14 protein-coding genes are annotated in these 18,399 nt (G+C 58.8%); 6 read left to right on the top strand and 8 right to left on the bottom strand.

The features are described 5' to 3' along the window. Positions 1-10: 10 nt before the first annotated feature. Positions 11-790 carry a transporter substrate-binding domain-containing protein gene (locus ACUN8H_RS08250; protein WP_445531662.1) on the top strand — a complete coding sequence of 260 codons (780 nt, stop codon included), beginning with the start codon at positions 11-13 and terminating at the stop codon, positions 788-790. A gap of 260 nt (positions 791-1,050) precedes the next feature. Then, a complete protein-coding gene (locus ACUN8H_RS08245) occupies positions 1,051-1,869 on the top strand; it encodes a TraX family protein (RefSeq protein ID WP_445531661.1) in 819 nt (272 codons plus the stop codon). Positions 1,870-1,889: 20 nt separating this feature from the next. Here the strand turns inward: ACUN8H_RS08245 and ACUN8H_RS08240 are convergent, their stop codons facing one another. The 3 genes from ACUN8H_RS08240 to purE form a co-directional block, all read right to left on the bottom strand. Further along, entirely contained in the window at positions 1,890-3,464 is a 1,575-nt protein-coding gene (locus tag ACUN8H_RS08240; RefSeq protein WP_445531660.1) for a diguanylate cyclase domain-containing protein, read from the bottom strand. A 186-nt stretch (positions 3,465-3,650) separates the two neighbouring features. Further along, on the bottom strand, positions 3,651-4,790 hold the full coding sequence (locus tag ACUN8H_RS08235) for a 5-(carboxyamino)imidazole ribonucleotide synthase (RefSeq protein ID WP_445531659.1): 1,140 nt from the start codon (positions 4,788-4,790) through the stop codon (positions 3,651-3,653). Between the two features lie 12 nt (positions 4,791-4,802). Then, positions 4,803-5,318 (bottom strand): 5-(carboxyamino)imidazole ribonucleotide mutase, encoded by a 516-nt coding sequence (purE, locus tag ACUN8H_RS08230; protein ID WP_445531658.1) that lies wholly within the window; start codon positions 5,316-5,318, stop codon positions 4,803-4,805. 219 nt (positions 5,319-5,537) lie between these two features. On the opposite strand from purE, the gene ACUN8H_RS08225 reads away from it, so the two are divergent. Then, positions 5,538-5,810, top strand: a complete 273-nt coding sequence (locus ACUN8H_RS08225) for an XRE family transcriptional regulator (RefSeq protein WP_445531657.1) — start codon at positions 5,538-5,540, stop codon at positions 5,808-5,810. A gap of 68 nt (positions 5,811-5,878) precedes the next feature. On the opposite strand, the gene ACUN8H_RS08220 is transcribed toward ACUN8H_RS08225, so the two are convergent. Next, positions 5,879-6,055: a hypothetical protein gene (locus ACUN8H_RS08220; RefSeq protein ID WP_298967524.1), complete on the bottom strand. Its 177-nt coding sequence runs from the start codon at positions 6,053-6,055 to the stop codon at positions 5,879-5,881. Positions 6,056-6,098: 43 nt separating this feature from the next. Continuing rightward, positions 6,099-6,332, bottom strand: coding sequence for a hypothetical protein (locus ACUN8H_RS08215; RefSeq protein WP_445531656.1), 234 nt, complete (start codon positions 6,330-6,332; stop codon positions 6,099-6,101). Between ACUN8H_RS08215 and ACUN8H_RS08210 the strand changes: the two genes are divergently transcribed. Further along, the gene (locus ACUN8H_RS08210) at positions 6,322-6,462 is read left to right on the top strand and encodes a hypothetical protein (protein ID WP_445531655.1); all 141 of its coding nucleotides are present in this window, start codon (positions 6,322-6,324) and stop codon (positions 6,460-6,462) included. The two genes, ACUN8H_RS08215 and ACUN8H_RS08210, sit on opposite strands and share 11 nt — an antisense overlap. Here ACUN8H_RS08210 and chrA read toward each other — a convergent pair. Further along, the gene (gene chrA, locus ACUN8H_RS08205) at positions 6,446-7,642 is read right to left on the bottom strand and encodes a chromate efflux transporter (protein WP_445531654.1); all 1,197 of its coding nucleotides are present in this window, start codon (positions 7,640-7,642) and stop codon (positions 6,446-6,448) included. The genes ACUN8H_RS08210 and chrA overlap by 17 nt on opposite strands. A gap of 88 nt (positions 7,643-7,730) precedes the next feature. Further along, positions 7,731-9,413: a dihydroxy-acid dehydratase gene (ilvD, locus tag ACUN8H_RS08200; RefSeq protein ID WP_445531653.1), complete on the bottom strand. Its 1,683-nt coding sequence runs from the start codon at positions 9,411-9,413 to the stop codon at positions 7,731-7,733. A 144-nt stretch (positions 9,414-9,557) separates the two neighbouring features. Here ilvD and recC point away from each other — a divergent pair, with 144 nt between their 5' ends. Further along, positions 9,558-13,202, top strand: a complete 3,645-nt coding sequence (gene recC, locus ACUN8H_RS08195; RefSeq protein ID WP_445531652.1) for an exodeoxyribonuclease V subunit gamma — start codon at positions 9,558-9,560, stop codon at positions 13,200-13,202. Between the two features lie 5 nt (positions 13,203-13,207). On the opposite strand, the gene pncB is transcribed toward recC, so the two are convergent. Beyond that, a complete protein-coding gene (gene pncB, locus ACUN8H_RS08190) occupies positions 13,208-14,389 on the bottom strand; it encodes a nicotinate phosphoribosyltransferase (protein ID WP_445531651.1) in 1,182 nt (393 codons plus the stop codon). A 160-nt stretch (positions 14,390-14,549) separates the two neighbouring features. Between pncB and recB the strand changes: the two genes are divergently transcribed. Further along, the gene (recB, locus tag ACUN8H_RS08185) at positions 14,550-18,395 is read left to right on the top strand and encodes an exodeoxyribonuclease V subunit beta (protein WP_445531650.1); all 3,846 of its coding nucleotides are present in this window, start codon (positions 14,550-14,552) and stop codon (positions 18,393-18,395) included. The last annotated feature ends 4 nt before the right edge of the window (positions 18,396-18,399 follow it).

Genomic DNA, 18,399 nt, shown 5'->3' with positions numbered 1-18,399 from the left:
TAGCTATAATATGAAAAAATTACTAACTCTTTCACTACTCGGCTTAGCAGTAGCGGCCGCCTCCTCAGCACAAGCACGTGACTACGACAACGTGCGTATTGGTGTTGACGTACCTTACGAGCCGATGGAATTCCGCACGGCTGAAGGCGAGCTCACCGGCTTTGATATCGACCTGGGCAATGAGCTGTGCGACCGCATGGGCGTTACCTGTGAATGGGTCGAGCAAGCGTGGGATGGCATCATTCCAGGGTTAATGTCTCGCAACTATGACGCCATTATGTCGTCCATGACGATCAATGAAGAGCGTCGTGAGCAAGTTCTGTTCTCAGACCCCTACATCACCATGCCATCAGCCTGGTTCGCCGCCAGCGACCTGGGTATCAGCGAAGCCACCAAAGAAACGCTGGAAGGCATGACGATCGGCGTTCAGCGCGGCACCTTGCAGGACAACTACGTCACCGATAATTTCAGCGACGTGGCTGAAATCAGCCGCTACTCTACCGCCGATGACATGGTGCTGGATATGGCCGCCGAGCGTCTGGATATCGTCTTCCTCGACTTCCCGATTGGCCAATCGACTCTGCTGGAAAGCGACGAAGCAGAATACGTCGTCGTGGGTGAGCGCGTTAGCGAGCCGAAAGAGTACTTCGGTGACGGCTTCGGCATCGCCTTCCGTCAACGCGACGAAGCACTGGCCGAGAAATTCAACGAAGCACTGGCTGAAGTGCAAGAAGACGGTACTTACGACGAAATCTACACCCGTTACTTTGGCGAAGAAGACGCCGAGTAATCGCTCTCTCCTCCCCGGCGCTTACGCCGGGGAGGCATTCGCCTTTCCCCCTTACAGCCAACCGTCTGTATTCTTCTCCTCGCTGAACCATCACTCCCCAGTGAAAAGTAGTCCCCCACCATTAGAATCACTAAGAAAAGCCAAAAGCGGGTAAACTCCCTTCATATTTGTCGTGACGCTGAGAAAGGTAAGCCAATTCAGCGAACTCGCTCACAAAATGTGGGTCTTTACTTCTTAACGCAAAATGACAAGGAGATACCATGGTTGAAAAATCAGCCGCCCACTCGGTGGCAAAAGAGGCTGCCGCGACGTTGCGTCCCTCTTCTCACTGGACAGGCTGGGGACAGTGGCTAGCGCTGATTACGATGACGGTTGATCACCTTACCCGCTATATCCTGCCTGGCGACTGGGATTTGAGCTGGGCAGGATCTTCCATTGGCCGGATTGCCTTCCCGCTGTTTGCCGCCATGGTCGCTTGGCATGGGCTCTTTAACACCCGCAACCCGCTGCGCTACTCGCGGCGCATCTTGGTGATTGGTCTGGTTGCCCAACTCCCTTATATGATGATGCCACGCACGTCAGATGCCTTTATTCTGAATGTCTGCTTTACTCTCGCCAGTGGGTTGGCCTTAGGAACGTTAGTGCGACAAGGCTGGCAGCACTATCAGCAACAAACGCTCACCATGCCCTGGCTACTCGCCGGTGCCGCGCTTGGGGTTACCGTCTGGTACTTACTAGGGTTTTGGGTCGAGTATGGCCACAATGGGCTGCTGCTTATTCCGCTTCTGATGTTTGCCCTGCACGCTTTGAGCCAAGCGAACAGTGACTTTCAGTCGCGCCTGTGGGCAGGGTTATCAGCGTTTCCGGTGCTATGGATTGCCGGTCAAATGAACGCGTCTGACCTGGCCAAGTCGTTTACCGTCGGTACCTGTGTGGTAGTGCTAATGCTCGCCGCTGGCGCCGCCCAGCGAGTCCCTGCCATTAACTTGGCGATGCCACGGCGTCTATGGCTGGCGTGGTATCCCGGCCACTTTGCATTAATCGCACTATGGCTACTGCTGAGCGGACAGATAACGTAAAAGGTTCTTGCAACATCGCATTAATGCATGGCATCCCGCATCCACGGCTCAAAGCGGCGTAGGCGTGCCCGGCCTTCCGTTTTAGCGCGATACATCGCAATGTCTGCCTGCTTGAGTAATTCTTCGTGGTCACAGTCCGCCGCCGTGAAGCAGGTGTAGCCTATGCTGGGGGTCACTTCCACCCAGCGGCTTTCAAGCCGATAAGGCTCAGAAAGTGCCTGCTGAACGGCGCACATATAAGCGTTGGCAGCGGCTTCCCTGTCTGCCTCTGGACCTTCTTCCAGTCGCGCCAGCAGTACAAACTCGTCGCCGCTAAGCCGCGCCGCCATATCGCCATCGCGTAGGCAGCCTTCCAGGCGGCGCGCCACCTGCACCAACAAGTCATCGCCAGTGGCGTGCCCCCATGTGTCATTAATCAACTTGAAACGGTCTAGATCCAAGAACATCAACAAGCCGCCCGACTGCGCCGTTTTTGTCTCATCGCAGAGGGTAGCCAACTGCTCGATAAACAGGCGACGGTTAGGCAGATCGGTGAGCGAGTCATAATAGGCTTGGCGGTAAATGATCGCCTCGGCGCGTTTGCGCTCGGTGAAATCTTCGATAATCGCTACACCGCCGACCATCTCGTTACCCGCACTATGCACGCCATTGAAGAAGGCACGCAGCGGCGTGCCCACACTCGCCTTGGGTAGATAGTAGGTGCCTTCGTAATAGCCCGAGCCTTTGGCTAGCGCACTGCGTACGGCCTTTGCCACGCCACTATCCGCCGTGCGGGATAACATGCGATAGCCGAGCAGCTGCGCACGATTCACATTGAGAATATCCAGTAGCTTGCTATTGCAGTCGGTCACTTGCCCATGCTCATTAAAATGCAGCACGCCAAGCGGTGAGCGCTGAAAGATAGAGCGATAGCGGTTCTCACTCTCCTGCAACTGTGCTTCACGAGCGGCCATGCTCACACGCAGGGCAATATTGTCGTGAATAGTGCGACTTAAACGGCGGCTGGTGGTGATAATCAGACCGAGAAATAGGCTTAGCATAGCGCCGATCAGAAACGCCAGCGATGATCCTAATAATAAAAACTGCACCAGCAACGGCAGAATAACTGGCAGCACGAAACCCAGTGCCACCCACCATACGGCGGAAAGCGTTGTTATCCCACCGGCGGCGATGCCGGCCAGAACAATTGAAAGCGCGGCGACCTGGCCATGATGCTCGCCTGTGAAAAAAAACAGTCCACTCGCCCCCCATACGCAGCCAGCCGCAATTGCCCCAACGCTGAACCGGTATAACCACCGGCGATGATGCTGTTGCTGTACGGGTAAACGACGAAAATAGTAGGCCAAAGCAAGCCGCGCCATGGATACCAGGGTCAATACGGCGAGCCAAGTGAGCAGAATCCAGCTTTCCACTACCGGCCACATAGCGGCTACCAGCAGCGTGCCTGCCAAGACGCTGCTAAGCACCGGCTGCCATAAATTATCGTACAGAAGACGTACTTTCTCGCTGTGCAAGCGCTTTACAGTGGCATGATGAGCGCGCTGGAAACCACTGTGCATTCCCGATGCAGTCCCCGTGGTGGTGGAGTGAGACATACCGACTACCCGCCTAAAAAAGAAGTGCTATTAAGACCAACTTAAAGCGCTGGTTTTTTTGTGGCTCCTTTTTAGCGCATTTAGACGATTTTAGCGATAAAAGTTGCGTAGTTGGTCAACTAGACGCTATCCCAATGGATAATAGTGAAATGAAAAGCCGCTTGCTGGGCAAGCAGCTTTCGATCACTACTGTTTGCTAGAAAAACTCCAGGCGGGAGGCGGCGCTTCCGGCAATAACACGCTGCAGGCCTGAACCTTCTCAAGCAGGTCGGCGTGGTTGGGTGCCAAGAGATTGACGTGGGCGAGCTTGCGCCCTGCGCGCTCGGCTTTGTCATAGCGATGCAGGTGCGAATCGGCAAGCGCCAAGATCGCTACGTTATCGCCCTCTCGACCAATCACGTTAATCATGCAGGTGGGGGCTATCGCCTGGGTACTTCCTAAAGGCAAGCCTTGAATGGCGCGCAGATGATTTTCAAATTGGCTGGTGACCGCGCCATCCATCGTCCAGTGACCGGAGTTGTGCACACGAGGCGCCATTTCGTTGGCCAGCAGGCTACCATCGCGAGTTTGAAACAGCTCAAGTGCCAATACACCCACATAATCCAACTCATCCAACAAGGCACGAATATAGCTATCGGCGGTTTGTTGAACACGCGCGTCTAAATCTGGGAGCGGCGCTACGGAGTAACGCAAAATACCGTCAACGTGCTGGTTTTCTGCCATGGGATAGAACGCTACCTTACCATCGCGGCCACGCACGGCAATCATGGAGACTTCGCGCACGAAATCGACGAACGATTCAACCACTAGCCTGGAATGGCCAATCGCGCTCCACGCCTCGCCAGCCTGCCCAGGCTGTTTCAATACTGCCTGACCTTTGCCGTCGTAGCCTTCTGTTACCGATTTAGCCACGACCGGGCAACCCAGCTCACGCGCGGCCGCTTCTAGCTGCTCAGCGCTTTCCACCACGCGGTAGGCGGGCGTGGGAATTCCTAAGCGGTCAAATAGCGTCTTCTCTTCGACCCGGTTTTGGCACACTTCAATCGCACGGCTACTGGGGTAAACCGGCTTGTGCTGCTCAATCTCACGCACCAGTTCCACCGGCAGGTGTTCAAACTCGTAAGTCACCACATCTACCTTGGCTAAAAACTCGGCCAAGTGCTGGTTATTCGGATCGACGATCACCTCGCCAATGCCCGCACTGGGATTACCCGTGGTATCCAGAAAGGTAAAGCGGTTCCCCAGCGGATAGCCCGCCAATGCCAACATGCGGCCGAGCTGGCCTGCACCCAACACACCGATGTTTTTGATAATTTCTGAACTCATGGCCGAGCCTCCTTATTCTGCTTCTGGATCGGGGCGCGGATCCGGATTATCGAGCACTTTTTGGGTCTGCTCAGCGCGGAACGCCTCGACCGCACTGCGCACCATGGCGTCTTGCAAGCCAACGATCTGCGCCGCCAGCAAGCCTGCATTTGTGGCACCTGCCTTGCCAATCGCCAGCGTTCCCACTGCAATGCCACCTGGCATCTGAGCAATCGAAAGCAGCGAATCTAAGCCTTTAAGCGCTTTTGATTCCACCGGCACACCCAGCACTGGCAGCGGTGTTTGCGATGCCACCATGCCCGGCAAGTGCGCCGCGCCGCCAGCGCCCGCCACAATCACTTGCAAGCCGCGCTCGGCAGCGCTCTTGGCATAATCGAACAGCAGGTCCGGCGTGCGATGCGCCGAGACCACGCGGGTTTCATAGGCCACGCCTAAACGCTCCAGCATGGAGACAGCGTGCTCCATGACCGGCCAGTCAGACTTAGATCCCATGATCACGCCCACCTTGGGTGTGCTGTTCGACGACATGCAAAACTCCTCGGCACAACGGCCTATAAAAGCGATACCAAATTGAAAAATCGGCGTGTACCCGCCTGGGTACACAACAAAAAAGGAAGGCGACTAGTTTACCAGAGCTAGCGCGTTTGCGGGCTTTGCAGAAATCGCGAAATTTTCATCAAAATAGACATTGAAATGCGCACGACTTGGCGGCATTGTGTGATTGTCATTTCAGACTGTTGGAGCCACATGAGCACGGCACGCGCAACTGCCACTGCGGAACAGATTGATCCTCCGCGAAGCAGCCCTGACCTCGATGTCAGGGAACTTGAAAAACGTACGCGATTAATGCGTATTATTACTCGTCTGATCGCTGTATCGGACTTAGGAAGTCGAGAAATTGCCCGCCGGGCAGGACTTCCCGTTCAGAAAATTAGCGACCTGCTCGCCGGAAAGCTTGAGCATCTGGGAGTGGATGAACTCCACGCCCTGCGTCGTACCTTAGAGCTGGAGGCGCCATAGCCGATAGCCAATCAACGCCTCGCTCTCGCGAGGCGTTTTTATTTGCTGGGCTAGTGTTGATGGGCTAGCTAGTCTTCGCGCTGCTCTAACGCCTCGGCAGCCTGAATCGCCTCTTTCTTAGAGGTGTGCTCGGATACAACCACTTCGTTTTCGGGCACAGTTTCATCAATTACCAACCATCCGGTGATGGTTTCTTTAAGATCAGTAGCCTCAATGACCGGTTCGATACGAGCTTGTCTAGACATGATGGTCTCCTTGTCCATAGTGGCAGTTTTACGCTATTGGTGGTTAAAACTGCGCGTTGCTGAATCCTTCCATTACTTCTTCGCCGCCACTCTCTTCATCTGGATCAGGGCGATTTAGCTCACTACATGGGCACCCTTTGTGCATACAATCGCTCCCTCCTGGGTGACCGACGGCACACGCCTGACAACAATAAGCACGCCCTTCAGTGATGGCCGCCTGCTCGCTGGAGACGTGATGCTCACAGCCAGGACAGGCACAGACTCCCATGTCTGTCATGATAACTCCTCCCTCGTTAGCCATGATTGGCGACAACTTCAGCGTAGAAGATAATGCCGAGGTAGGGGAAATTCAGCGTGAGTGTTTATACACAACGCGCGTAGATATTGCCGTCACTGCAGTGGGATAAAGATTCCTGCGATTGCCACCAGCGCGACCACCAGCCAGGCAGGCAGCTTCCACACAGTCAGCAGCAAAAAGCCTGTTAGGGCTAAAGCGAACGCATAAGGTCCGATAATCGCACTGGTCCACAACGGCTGATAAAGTGCCGCGCCTAGAATGCCCACCACCGCCGCGTTGGCACCCCGCATTAGCGCCTGGGCGCTGCCCCATTGGCGAAATTGATTCCAAAACGGCAATACGCCCACTAACAACAAAAAGCCCGGAATAAAGATCGCCAGCAGTGCCAACAAGGACCCAATGATACCAGCCATGCCGGGCAGCATCGCCCCAAGGTAAGCGGCAAACGTGAATAACGGCCCTGGCACTGCTTGCGCTGCGCCGTAACCGGCCAAAAATTCGTCGGTTGTTACCCATCCTGACTGCACCACCTCGGCTTCTAATAGTGGTAACACCACGTGACCACCGCCAAACACCAGCGCACCTGAACGATAAAACGCATCCACAACGTTCAGCCAACCGGCACTGCCCGCCAACAGCGGCAAGAGAATTAACAACCCACCGAATAGCCCCAATGCCACCACGCCCGCACGACGCGTTACCGGAAAATAGAGCGACTCGCTGGCTGAGACAGCCGCGCTATCCCGGCACATCAGTAAACCCGCTAAGCCACCCAGGACAATCGCCGCCACTTGGCCCAAGGGGCCACTCACTAACACCACGGTAAAAACCGCTGCCAGGGCAATTCCAGCGCGGGTTTGATCGGGGCAGAGGTTACGCGCCATGCCCCATACGGCATGGGCGACGATCGCTACCGCGACCACTTTCAGGCCATGAATAATGCCGCTAGCAATCGGGCCATCCAACACCGCCGCCCCCAGCGCAAACAGCACCAGTACAATGGCTGAAGGAAGCGTAAAGGCCAGCCACGCCATCGCCGCGCCCCACGGGCCAGCACGCATTAAGCCAAGAGCAAAACCCACCTGGCTACTCGCCGGCCCCGGCAGAAACTGGCACAGCGCGACCAAATCGGCGTAGGCGTTTTCGGTTAACCACTGACGCCGCTCCACAAAGGCGGTACGAAAATAGCCCAGGTGCGCTACCGGGCCGCCAAAAGACGTTAAGCCCAGCGCTAAGAATGCCCAAAACACCTCGCCTATGCGCCCGCGTGCTTGTGTTTGATCCACCATCGTCTCTACCTTTTACCCAATAAAAAAGCGCAAGGCTTATAGGCTAAGCCTTGCGCTTGACGTCTTGATGACACCTGCCGATAAACCGTTACTCTTGGTCTGTCACTGCACCGGTGCTGGCCGAGCTAACGAGACGCGCGTATTTGGCGAGCACACCGCGGGTATAACGAGGCTCGGGCCGCTTCCATACCGCTCGCCGACGCATAATTTCGTCCTCGGCCACGTGCATCTCGATAGTGTCGGCCTCGGCATCAATGGTGATGATGTCACCATCCTCCACCAACGCCAGCGGGCCACCTTCGAACGCTTCCGGCGACACATGGCCAACCACAAAACCGTGACTGCCACCCGAGAAACGACCGTCGGTAATCAGCGCCACATCGTTACCCAGTCCGCGGCCCATAATGGCAGAAGTAGGCGTCAGCATTTCGCGCATGCCGGGGCCACCTTTGGGGCCTTCATAACGAATCACCACCACATCACCCGCCACGACCGTGCCGTCGTTGATGCGCGCTTGGGCTTCTTCTTCCGAGCCAAACACCCGCGCCGAACCAGAAAAGCGCGTGCCCTCTTTACCGGTAATCTTCGCGACCGCGCCTTCCGGCGCCAAGTTGCCGTAAAGCATGCGCAAATGGCTTTCCGCTTTGATCGGGTTGCCCAGCGGAGCAATAATCGGTGGCTCGGCGGGATAAGGTGCTACATCAGCCAAGTTCTCTTCCAGCGTTTTACCCGTCACGGTCAAGCAGTTGCCGTTGAGCAAGCCCGCATCCAGCAGCATTTTCATCATCGGCTGGATACCACCAATCGCTACGAGCTCGCTCATCATGTAATGGCCGCTAGGGCGCAAATCGGCGAGCACCGGCACGCGTTTACCAATCTCGGTAAAGTCTGCCAGGGTCAGCTCCACACCGATGGTACGCGCCATCCCAATCAAGTGCAGCACTGCGTTGGTGGAGCCACCCAACGCGATGGTGACTGTAATCGCGTTCTCGAACGCTTCACGGGTCATGATATCCGAGGGTTTGATATCGTTCGCCAGCAGCGCCAGCACGGCTTCACCCGCCGCTTTACAGTCATCGCGCTTCTCTTGCGAGATAGCGTTCTGCGCGGAGCTACCCGGCAGGCTCATACCGAGCGCTTCAATCGCCGACGCCATGGTATTGGCGGTATACATGCCGCCACAGGAACCGGGGCCAGGAATGGCGGTTTCTTCGATGTTTTTAAGTTCGATCAGGTCGATATCGCCGCGGGAGTGTGCGCCCATGGCCTCAAAGACCGAGACGATATCGGTGTGCCCTTTGCCGGGCATAATAGTGCCGCCATAGACAAACACGCTGGGGCGGTTCAAGCGCGCCAAGCCCATCAAGCAGCCCGGCATGTTTTTATCGCAGCCACCGATCGCCACCAAACCATCGAAGCCTTCACAGCCCGCTACGGTTTCGATGGAATCGGCAATCACTTCCCGTGACACCAGCGAATACTTCATCCCCTCGGTGCCGTTAGCAATACCATCGGAAATCGTGATGGTATTGAAAATCACACCTTTACCACCGCCAGCATCGGCGCCATCGCGGGCAAACTCGGCCAGCTCATTAATATGGCTGTTGCACGGCGTCACCATGCTCCACGTAGACGCAATGCCCACCTGAGGCTTCTTAAAATCGGCATCTGTAAAGCCCACCGCGCGCAGCATGGCGCGGCTAGCAGCTTTACCTGGGCCATCGACCACAGGCGCAGAGTGACGGCGGGAGTTTTGCGATGAATCTGACATTAGAGCTCTCTCTTAGCGTTGTTCACGATATCCGCATAGCTTGGCGATATAATCATAATCTCGCAAGATGATTAACTTATGGCACCATACAATCAGCCGCTGTGCCCCTGCCGTAAAGGAATGATTAACTAAGGAACATCCTGCATGTCTGCAAACTCGCTGCTCTCACAAACACCGCTAACTCCGGGCTTTATGGTCGTGCACGCCAATCGCCTGGAAGATTTGCGCGGTTTGGCGGTGGAGTGGATGCGTCTGCACCCGCTCTCGCCACTGGAGAATGAAACCATTCTGGTGCAGAGCAACGGCATTGGGCAGTGGCTAAAGCTGGCGCTGGCGGAAGACCCGGCCCAAGGCGGCGCAGGCATAGCGGCGGCACTCAACGTCACACTGCCCGCGCGTTTTCTTTGGCAGGCCTATCGCACGGTGTTGACTAATTTAACAAAAGACAGCTTAACCCACGACGAGCACGCGGTGCCGGAAACGTCGCCTTTCGATAAGTCGCGGTTGATATGGCGCTTACTGCGCCTGTTGCCCAGCCTTGCCGAGCAGGAAGCCTTTGCGCCGCTCGCGCGCTTTCTAGAGGTCGATCGCGACCAGCGCAAGCACTACCAGTTGGCCGAGCGGTTGGCGGATCTATTCGATCAGTACCAGGTGTATCGTGCCGACTGGCTGGACGCCTGGGCCAAAGGTAAAGACGTACTCATCACCGCCCGTGGCGAAGCCCGTCCCCTGGAAGCGCATCAGCTGTGGCAGCCCGAGCTATGGCGCGCGCTGCGCGACGATGTGGCGATGACGCAAGGCGACACAGGCCTTAACAGCAGCCGCGCCCAGGTGCATAGTCGTTTTCTGGAAGCCGCCGTTCACCTTGAAGGCCAAGCGTGCCCACCCGGTTTACCCCGGCGGCTGATCATTTTCGGTATTTCTTCGCTGCCCCAACAAACGCTAGAAGCCCTGGCGGCGCTCTCGCGCTGCTGCCAAATCGTGCTCTGCGTGCATAACCCCTGCCAGTACTACTGGGCGGATATTATCGAGCACAAAGACCTACTGCGCGCCAGCCGCTACCGCCAGCGGCGCAAGGCAGGCATGCCCGACGCCCTGGACGTGCTAGGCACCGGCGATGCCGATGACGCCCTTCACCTGCACGCACAGCCGCTGCTGGCCGCCTGGGGCAAACAGGGCCGCGACTACCTGCGCCTGCTCGACGAACACGATGATTCCGGCAACTACAAAACGCTCTTCGAGCAGCAGGCGCTGCGCATCGATATGTTCGAGCCGTTCAGCGGCGAAGAGCGTAACTGCCTGCTCAGCCAGCTGCAGGACGATATCCGCGAGTTGCGCCCTGTGGCGGAAACCCAAACCCACTGGCCCGCGATCGCCCCAGCCAGCGACGACTCCATCGTGTTCCATATCGCTCACGGCCCCCAGCGGGAAGTGGAGATTCTTCACGACCAGCTACTGGCGGCCTTCAGCGCCGACCCGAATTTGCGCCCGCGGGATATCATCGTCATGGTGCCGGATATCGACCGCTACGCGCCGCACATAGAAGCAGTGTTCGGCCAGTACCGCTCCGCTTTCGGTGGCTACAACGCGAACGCGAGACCCGACGACCCGCGCTACATTCCTTACACGCTTTCGGATCAGGCCAGCCGCCACCGCCTGCCGATGATGATCGCGCTGGAAAAATTGTTGCGCCTGCCGGAATTGCGCCTTTCGGTAAGCGACCTGCTCGACTTGCTAGAAGTCCCTGCGCTGCGCACGCGCTTTGGCATCAATGAGCACGACCTGCCCACTCTCAGCCGCTGGATCGAGGGCGCCGGGATCCGCTGGGGGCTCAACGCAGAGCAACGCACCCGGCTGGACCTCCCCGAAGGCCTGACCCAAAACACCTGGGCCTTTGGCCTGCGTCGTCTGCTGCTGGGTTACACCGTAGGCAATGCCGAGGCGTGGCAAGGCATCGAGCCATTCGACGATATTGGCGGGCTGGAAGCATCACTAGCAGGCCCGCTGGCAAATCTGCTAGAAAAGCTGGAAACCACCTGGGAGATCCTCTGCCAGCCCACCGACGCCGCCAGCTGGGTGGCCCGGCTGCGCGAACTGCTGGAAACCTACTTCCTGACCGACGACGCCCAGGAAAGCGTCATGCTCACCAAGCTCGAAAACGCGCTCCAGCAGTTGCTAGACAGCACTGAAGAGGCCGCGCTTTTTGATCCCCTGCCGCTCTCCATGGTGCGCGAACACTGGCTGGGGCAAATCGACGAACACAGCCTCTCCCAACGTTTTCTCGCGGGCGCAGTCAACTTCGCCACGCTGATGCCGATGCGCGCCATTCCCTTCAAACATGTGTGCCTGCTGGGCATGAACGATGGCGAGTACCCGCGCTCACAGCCGCCGTTGGATTTTGACCTGATGGGCAGCGACTACCGCCCCGGCGACCGCTCACGGCGCGAAGACGACCGCTACCTGTTTCTGGAAGCGCTGCTCTCCGCCCGCCAACAGCTCTATATCAGCTGGGTGGGCCGCAGCCAGATCGACAATAACCCCATGCCGCCCTCGGTGTTGGTCGGGCAGCTGCGCGACCACCTCGAAGCAGGCTGGCACACGCAAAACGGCGAGCCATTGCTGGAAGCGTTAACCACCGAGCACCCGCTGCAACCGTTCAGCCGCCGCTATTTTACCGAACAAATCAGCGATTCCCCTGCCCAGGCGCGGCTGTTTACGTATGCCCACGAATGGCACGCCCTGCACACCCCAAGTGGCGAAAGCACCCAAGGCGCAAAGTCTCCAGCGCTTAAGGCGGACAGCGAACAGCAGAGCGCGTTAACCCTGAACCAGCTAGGCAGCTTTCTACGCGACCCCGCGAAGGCATTTTTTAACACCCGCCTGGGTGTTTATTTCGAGCAGGAAGCGCTGACCCGGCTAGACGTTGAACCCTTCACGCTGGACGGGCTACAGAACTGGCAATTGCAGGATCAATTGATCGCCGCCCAGCGTCACGCCATGGATAACGGTCAGCCGCGAGTAGAAGCGCTGCACGCTGCGTTGGAACGCTTCAAGGGTCAAGGCGTGTTGGCCGTGGGTGCCTTTGGCGAGCGGATGCGCGAAACGCTGGCCGAACCGATGGAGGCCCTATTTGGCGCCTACGAAGAGGCGCTGCAAGAGTGGCCACACGTGGTAGCAGCGCCACAGGCGGTGCATGTTGTTGTTAAAAGAGCTGAAAGCGCTGAAGGGAAGGTAACGCTGGAGGACTGGCTAGGAGAACTACGCCGGGATGAAGCAGGTAACCGCTGCCGCCTGCTATTGCTCAGCAGCAGCCTAGTCAGCCAGGGGCGCGGCCGTGGTCAATACCGCTGGCAGCACCTGCTACGCCCCTGGGTCGCGCATTTGGCGGGCAATAGTGAGGGGCCAATGACCACCCAGCTACTTTCCAAAGCAGGCCATGTGCGGCTGGAGCCACTTGAAGCCGGGAATGCCCGCTACCAGCTACAAAACCTGCTAAGCGTCTGGTGCGATGGCATGCAAGCCCCGCTACCGCTGGCGCCACAGGCCGCTTTCGCTTGGCTGGCGAAGCTGGGTACGCCAGAATCCGAACCGGACAGCGATGCTTACGCCGCCGCCGAAACCGCCTACGAAGGAGGGCGCTTCCAGACCGGGGAAGTCGCCCAAAGCGCCTATCTTTCCCACCAATGGCCGAGCTTCGAACGGCTGTTCAGCGAGCAGGCGCTAGGCCACCGTTTCGCCACCCTGACCGAAGCGCTCTACGCGCCGCTGCATCGTGCCGTTAAAGGCTGAAAAGCCTAATGGCTCTTCCAGCCCAAGGTTAACACCCGCTTCGCCAACGAAATCATCTCCGGGTCGCCAGTGTGCTTGTCCGGCACATCGGAGAGCTTGATCACCGGCAGCCACTGCTGCCCTTCCGGGCGTGCCTCGACCATCTTGATCACCATGTTCATCGGCTCGACACCCACATCATTGGTGAAGTTGGTGCCGATGCCGAATGCCATCCCGATCCGGTCTTCGCAAAATGCGTGAATATGCTCGACCTTCTCCGGCGTCAGCGCATCGGAAAAGATGATCGTCTTGCTCAACGGATTGATGCCCAAGCGCTCGTAGTGGGCGATGGTTTGGGAGGCAAAATCAATCGGGTCGCCGCTATCGTGGCGCACGCCATCGAACAGCTTGGCGAACTTCTTATCGAAGCTATCAAAAAAGGCCCGCGAGGTGAACGTATCGGTCAGGGCAATGCCCAGATCACCGCGATACACATCCACCCAATGCTCAAGGGCAAGGCTATTAGCCATCTTGAAACCGAAGCGGGCGCCATGGAACATGAACCACTCATGGGCGTGGGTGCCGATCGGCTTAACCCCATGGCGCATGGCCAGCAGCACATTGCTGGTGCCGCTAAACGCCTCGCCACCATGGTGGCAAAGTGCACCCACCACACGGTCATGAACATCGAACGAGAAGCGCCGACGGGTGCCGAACTCGGCAATTTTCAACCCCAAGCGGCGGTAGAGTTCAATTTTCTCCTGGGCGCGCTGTTCGATCATCGCATCAGCCTCATGGGTGACCGACACGCCACGCAGCCGATACCAAAGCTCGCTGATCAGCGCCATCAACGGCACTTCCCAAAGAATGGTGCGGTACCAGGGCCCTTCGATAATCACCGAGAGGTCACTGCCCTGCTGCTCGATAATCACCTCGGCGGGGTCGTAATGAAATCCGGCCAGGAAGTCGAGATAGGTAGGGTCAAGATAAGGGCAGGTTATTTCGAGATAGCGCTTCTCTTCATCGCTCAAGCGCAGCGTCGCCATCTGATCCACTTCGCGACGCAGCGCAGCACTGAAGCCATCAGGGAATTCGTGCTCGCCACGATTGATAAACGCGTAGCGCGCCTGGGCATAGGGAAAGCGTTTGATCACGGCGTTCTGCATCGTGATCTTGTAAAAGTCATTATCCAGCAGCGATGTCAGCATGAGATCCCATCGTTAGAGTGAACCGAAGCCGCCGGTAGCGTAAACTAAAATGCACCAAGAGTGGCTCGGCGACAAGATTATCAGGTGGCGGGGCTCTCATACAGTCTAGGCCCCACGTTGGGCCGATTTGCTTTCTGCTGCCAGCGTCCGGAGATCAGTGATGAGCCAGCCTGAACCACTCAATCCACTAAGCCTCCCGCTCCACGGCAGCCGACTGATAGAGGCCAGCGCAGGCACCGGCAAAACCTTCACCATCGCCCTGCTCTACGTGCGGCTAGTACTCGGCGGCCACCGCGTTGACGACGACACCGCGTTTATCCGCCCGCTCACGCCGCCGGAAATCCTGGTCGTTACCTTCACCAACGCCGCCACCCAAGAGCTGCGCGAACGGATCCGCAATCGGCTGGTAGAAGCAGCAGACGTATTTCGTGAGACTCCAGATGCTAAGGAAGCAGGTCACGAAGAGGGTCTTTTTCCAGGGATGGAAAAAGTAGCGCCCAAGGACGGGTTCACAGCGCCCTCGCAGTGGCCTGCTTCCGTGCCACCTGCTCATGATCCCCTGCTCATAGAACTCCGCGACCAATACGCCCCCGCCACCTGGCCCGCCTGTTCGCGGCGCCTGGCGCTAGCCGCGGAATGGATGGACGAAGCCGCGGTTTCCACCATCCACAGCTGGTGCTACCGCATGCTGCGCGAACACGCCTTCGACAGCGGCAGTCTATTCTCGCTCAACCTGGAAAACGACCAGCGCGAACTGGAGCAAGAAGTGGTGCGCGACTACTGGCGCAGCTTCTACTACCCGCTGGACAGCGACGCCCTCGGCATTGTCACCCGCTACTGGAAATCACCGGACGACCTGCACGCCCCGCTGCAACGGCTACTGCCCGAAAGCGAAGCGCTGGGCGACGAAAAGCCCGAACCCAGCGAGATCCTGGCCGCCACCCAGGCCGAACGCGCCGCTCAGCTCAGCGAACTCAAAGCCCCCTGGCCCGCCTGGCTGGACGAACTGGTGCCCGCCCTGGAAGACGCCGCCACGCGTAAAGCCTTCAAGGGCCAGAGCTTCAACGCCAAAAGCCGCACCAACTGGCTAGGCGCGCTACGCGAGTGGTGCGAAACGGATGCCGACCGCCCGGCGCTCACCGACGCCGCCTGGAAACGCATGACGCCCGACGGCATGGCGGATATCTGGAAAGAGGGCGCACCGCCCTGCCCGCAGGCATGGGAAGCGCTGGCACAGCTACCGCAAGTGCTGGATGCCCTGCCCGAGCCGCACAACGACCTGTTGATTCACGCCGTACAGTGGTGCCGCACCCGGCTGGAGCGCGAACAGGAACGCCGCGCCGAGATGGGCCCCAACGATCTGCTCACCCACCTGGATCGCGCCCTGAAAGGCCCCAACAAAGAGGCCCTGGCCGCGCAGATCCAGCGCCAGTTCCCCGTAGCACTGATCGACGAGTTCCAGGACACCGACCCGATCCAGTACCGCATCTTCAACGCCGTGTATGACGTCGCAACGCCCCGTCGCGACAGCGCCATCCTGCTGATTGGCGACCCCAAGCAGGCGATCTACGCATTCCGCGGCGCGGATATCTTCACTTACCTACAGGCCCGGCAAGAAACCGATGGCCGCCACGTTACGCTGGGCACCAACTTCCGTTCCAGCCGCGCCATGGTGGCAGCGGTCAATCACTGCTTTAGCTACGCCGACCAGCATGAGGGCGGCGCCTTTCTTTTCCGTGCCGATGGCGGCGACAACCCGCTGCCGTTCAACCCCGTCAACGCCAAAGGCACCAAGGAGACGCTGGTACTCAACGGCAAACCGCTAGCCGCGATGACCCTGTGGCCACTGGAAAGCGACGAGCCGCTCTCCAAAACCGCCTACCAAACCAAGATGGCCGAGCGCTGCGCCTCGCACATGGCCGCGCTATTGGAAGCAGGCCGCCAGCAACAAGCGGGCTTTGCGAAAGTGACTGAAGACAGCGACGATAACGGACTCACTCCGCTGGCCCCCTCGGACATGGCCGTGCTGGTCAACGGCCTGCAGGAAGCCCGGGCGATTCGACTAGCGCTGGCCAGCCGAGGCATCAAGAGCGTCTACCTTTCGGATCATGACAAGGTGTTTAGCTCCCCCATTGCTCCGCAGCTAGCCATTTGGCTACGCTCCTGCGCCGAGCCCCAGGCCAAGGAAGCCAAGCTGCGCGCGGCCCTGGCAACGCCGGTACTGGGGCTGAGCCTTGAAGCACTCGACCATCTCAATCAGAGCGAGCTGGCCTGGGAGGCGCGGGTCGAGCAGTTCAGCGACTACCACCGCCTGTGGCAGCGCCAGGGCGTGCTGCCGCTGGTGCGCCGATTAATGGTCGATTTCGATATCGCCACCCGGCTGCTGGGCGAGTTTGCCGAAGGTGAGCGTTTGCTAACCGACCTGCTCCACCTAGGTGAAATGCTGCAGCACGCCAGCCAGGAACTAGATGGCGAACACGCGCTGATTCGCTTTCTGGCGGAAGCCATTGCCGACCCGGACAGCCACGGCGACAGCCACAAGCTGCGCCTGGAGAGCGACGCCGATCTGGTCAAGGTCGTGACCATTCATAAATCCAAGGGGCTGGAGTACCCGCTGGTGTTCCTGCCGTTTATCGCCAACCACCGCCCGGTCAACGACACCGACCTGCAACTGCGCTGGCACGATAGCGATGGCACGCTACAACTCAGCCTGAGCGCCGATGAAGCAACGCTAGCCACCGCCGACCGCGAACGGCTAGGCGAAGACCTGCGCAAGCTTTACGTGGCGCTCACCCGCGCCCGCCACGCCACCTGGCTGGGGCTAGCACCGCTAAAAGGCAGCGAGAACAGCGCCATCGGCCACCTGATCAACGGCGGCAAGGCCATCGCCCCCAGCGCGTTTACCCAAGCGCTAGACGAGTTAGTGAAAGGCAGCGATATCGCGCTAAGTGCCGCCCCGGAACCCACCGCGCTGCGCTCCACCCCGGCGCCGGAACAGCAGGCACTGGGCCATGCCCGCACGCCGCTGCGCCCCGCCCGGGAACAGTGGTGGATCGCCAGCTACTCGGCGCTGCGTACCTCAGGGGCTGTCTCAGAAGTTATGCCAGGCGCGGCGCAGCCAACGCCCGCGCCGGAACCCACCACCCCCCAGGAAGCCACCACCCTGGAAGTGCTGGACGAACCCCACGACAACGCCATCAACACCGAATCGTTTCACCTGCACCGGTTTCCGCGAGGCCCAGGCCCCGGCACCTTTCTGCATGGGTTGTTGGAGTGGGCGGGCCAACTGGGTTTCAACAATGCGCTAAAAGACCCCGCCGCCCGAGAAGACATGCTGCGGCGGCGTGTGCAGCTGCGCGGCTGGCAGGCATGGCACGACACCCTGGCGGGCTGGCTGGAAGAACTGCTAGCTACGCCTCTACCCCTGCCAATGTCCCCGCCCCTGACAGAGCCCAGCGCAGGCAGCCAGGTGGCGCTATGCGAACTCGACAGCTATCAGGTGGAACTGGAGTTCTGGTTTGCCGCGCATCAGGTACAAACACGCAAGTTGGATGAGCTGGTCAGTGACCACTTACTGCCAGGGGTATCACGCCCCGTATTGGATGCCGACACCCTCAACGGCATGCTCAAGGGCTTTATCGACCTCGCCTTTGAGCATGAAGGGCGCTTCTACGTGCTCGACTGGAAATCCAACTACCTGGGCAGCGACGACAGCGCCTACACCGCTGACGCCCTGCGCGATGCCATGCTCGAAAAACGCTACGACCTGCAAGCGGCGCTATATATGCTCGCGCTCCACCGGCTGCTGAAAGCGCGCCTGCCCGATTACGACCCGCACCAACACCTGGGCGGCTCGATGACGGTATTTCTACGCGGCAGCCGCACCACCGCCCGGGGTGTTCACGCCGTGCCCGCGCCGGTCGCGCTGATTGAAGCGCTGGATGCGCTCTTTACAGGCACTGCAGCAGATGCAGTATCAGAAACAGGCCTAGAGGCGGTGGTATGAGTAA

This window comes from Vreelandella sp. V005, from assembly GCF_052645115.1.
The sequence above is the reverse complement of the archived record's forward strand: the minus strand, read 5'-3'. Positions and strand labels throughout refer to the sequence as shown.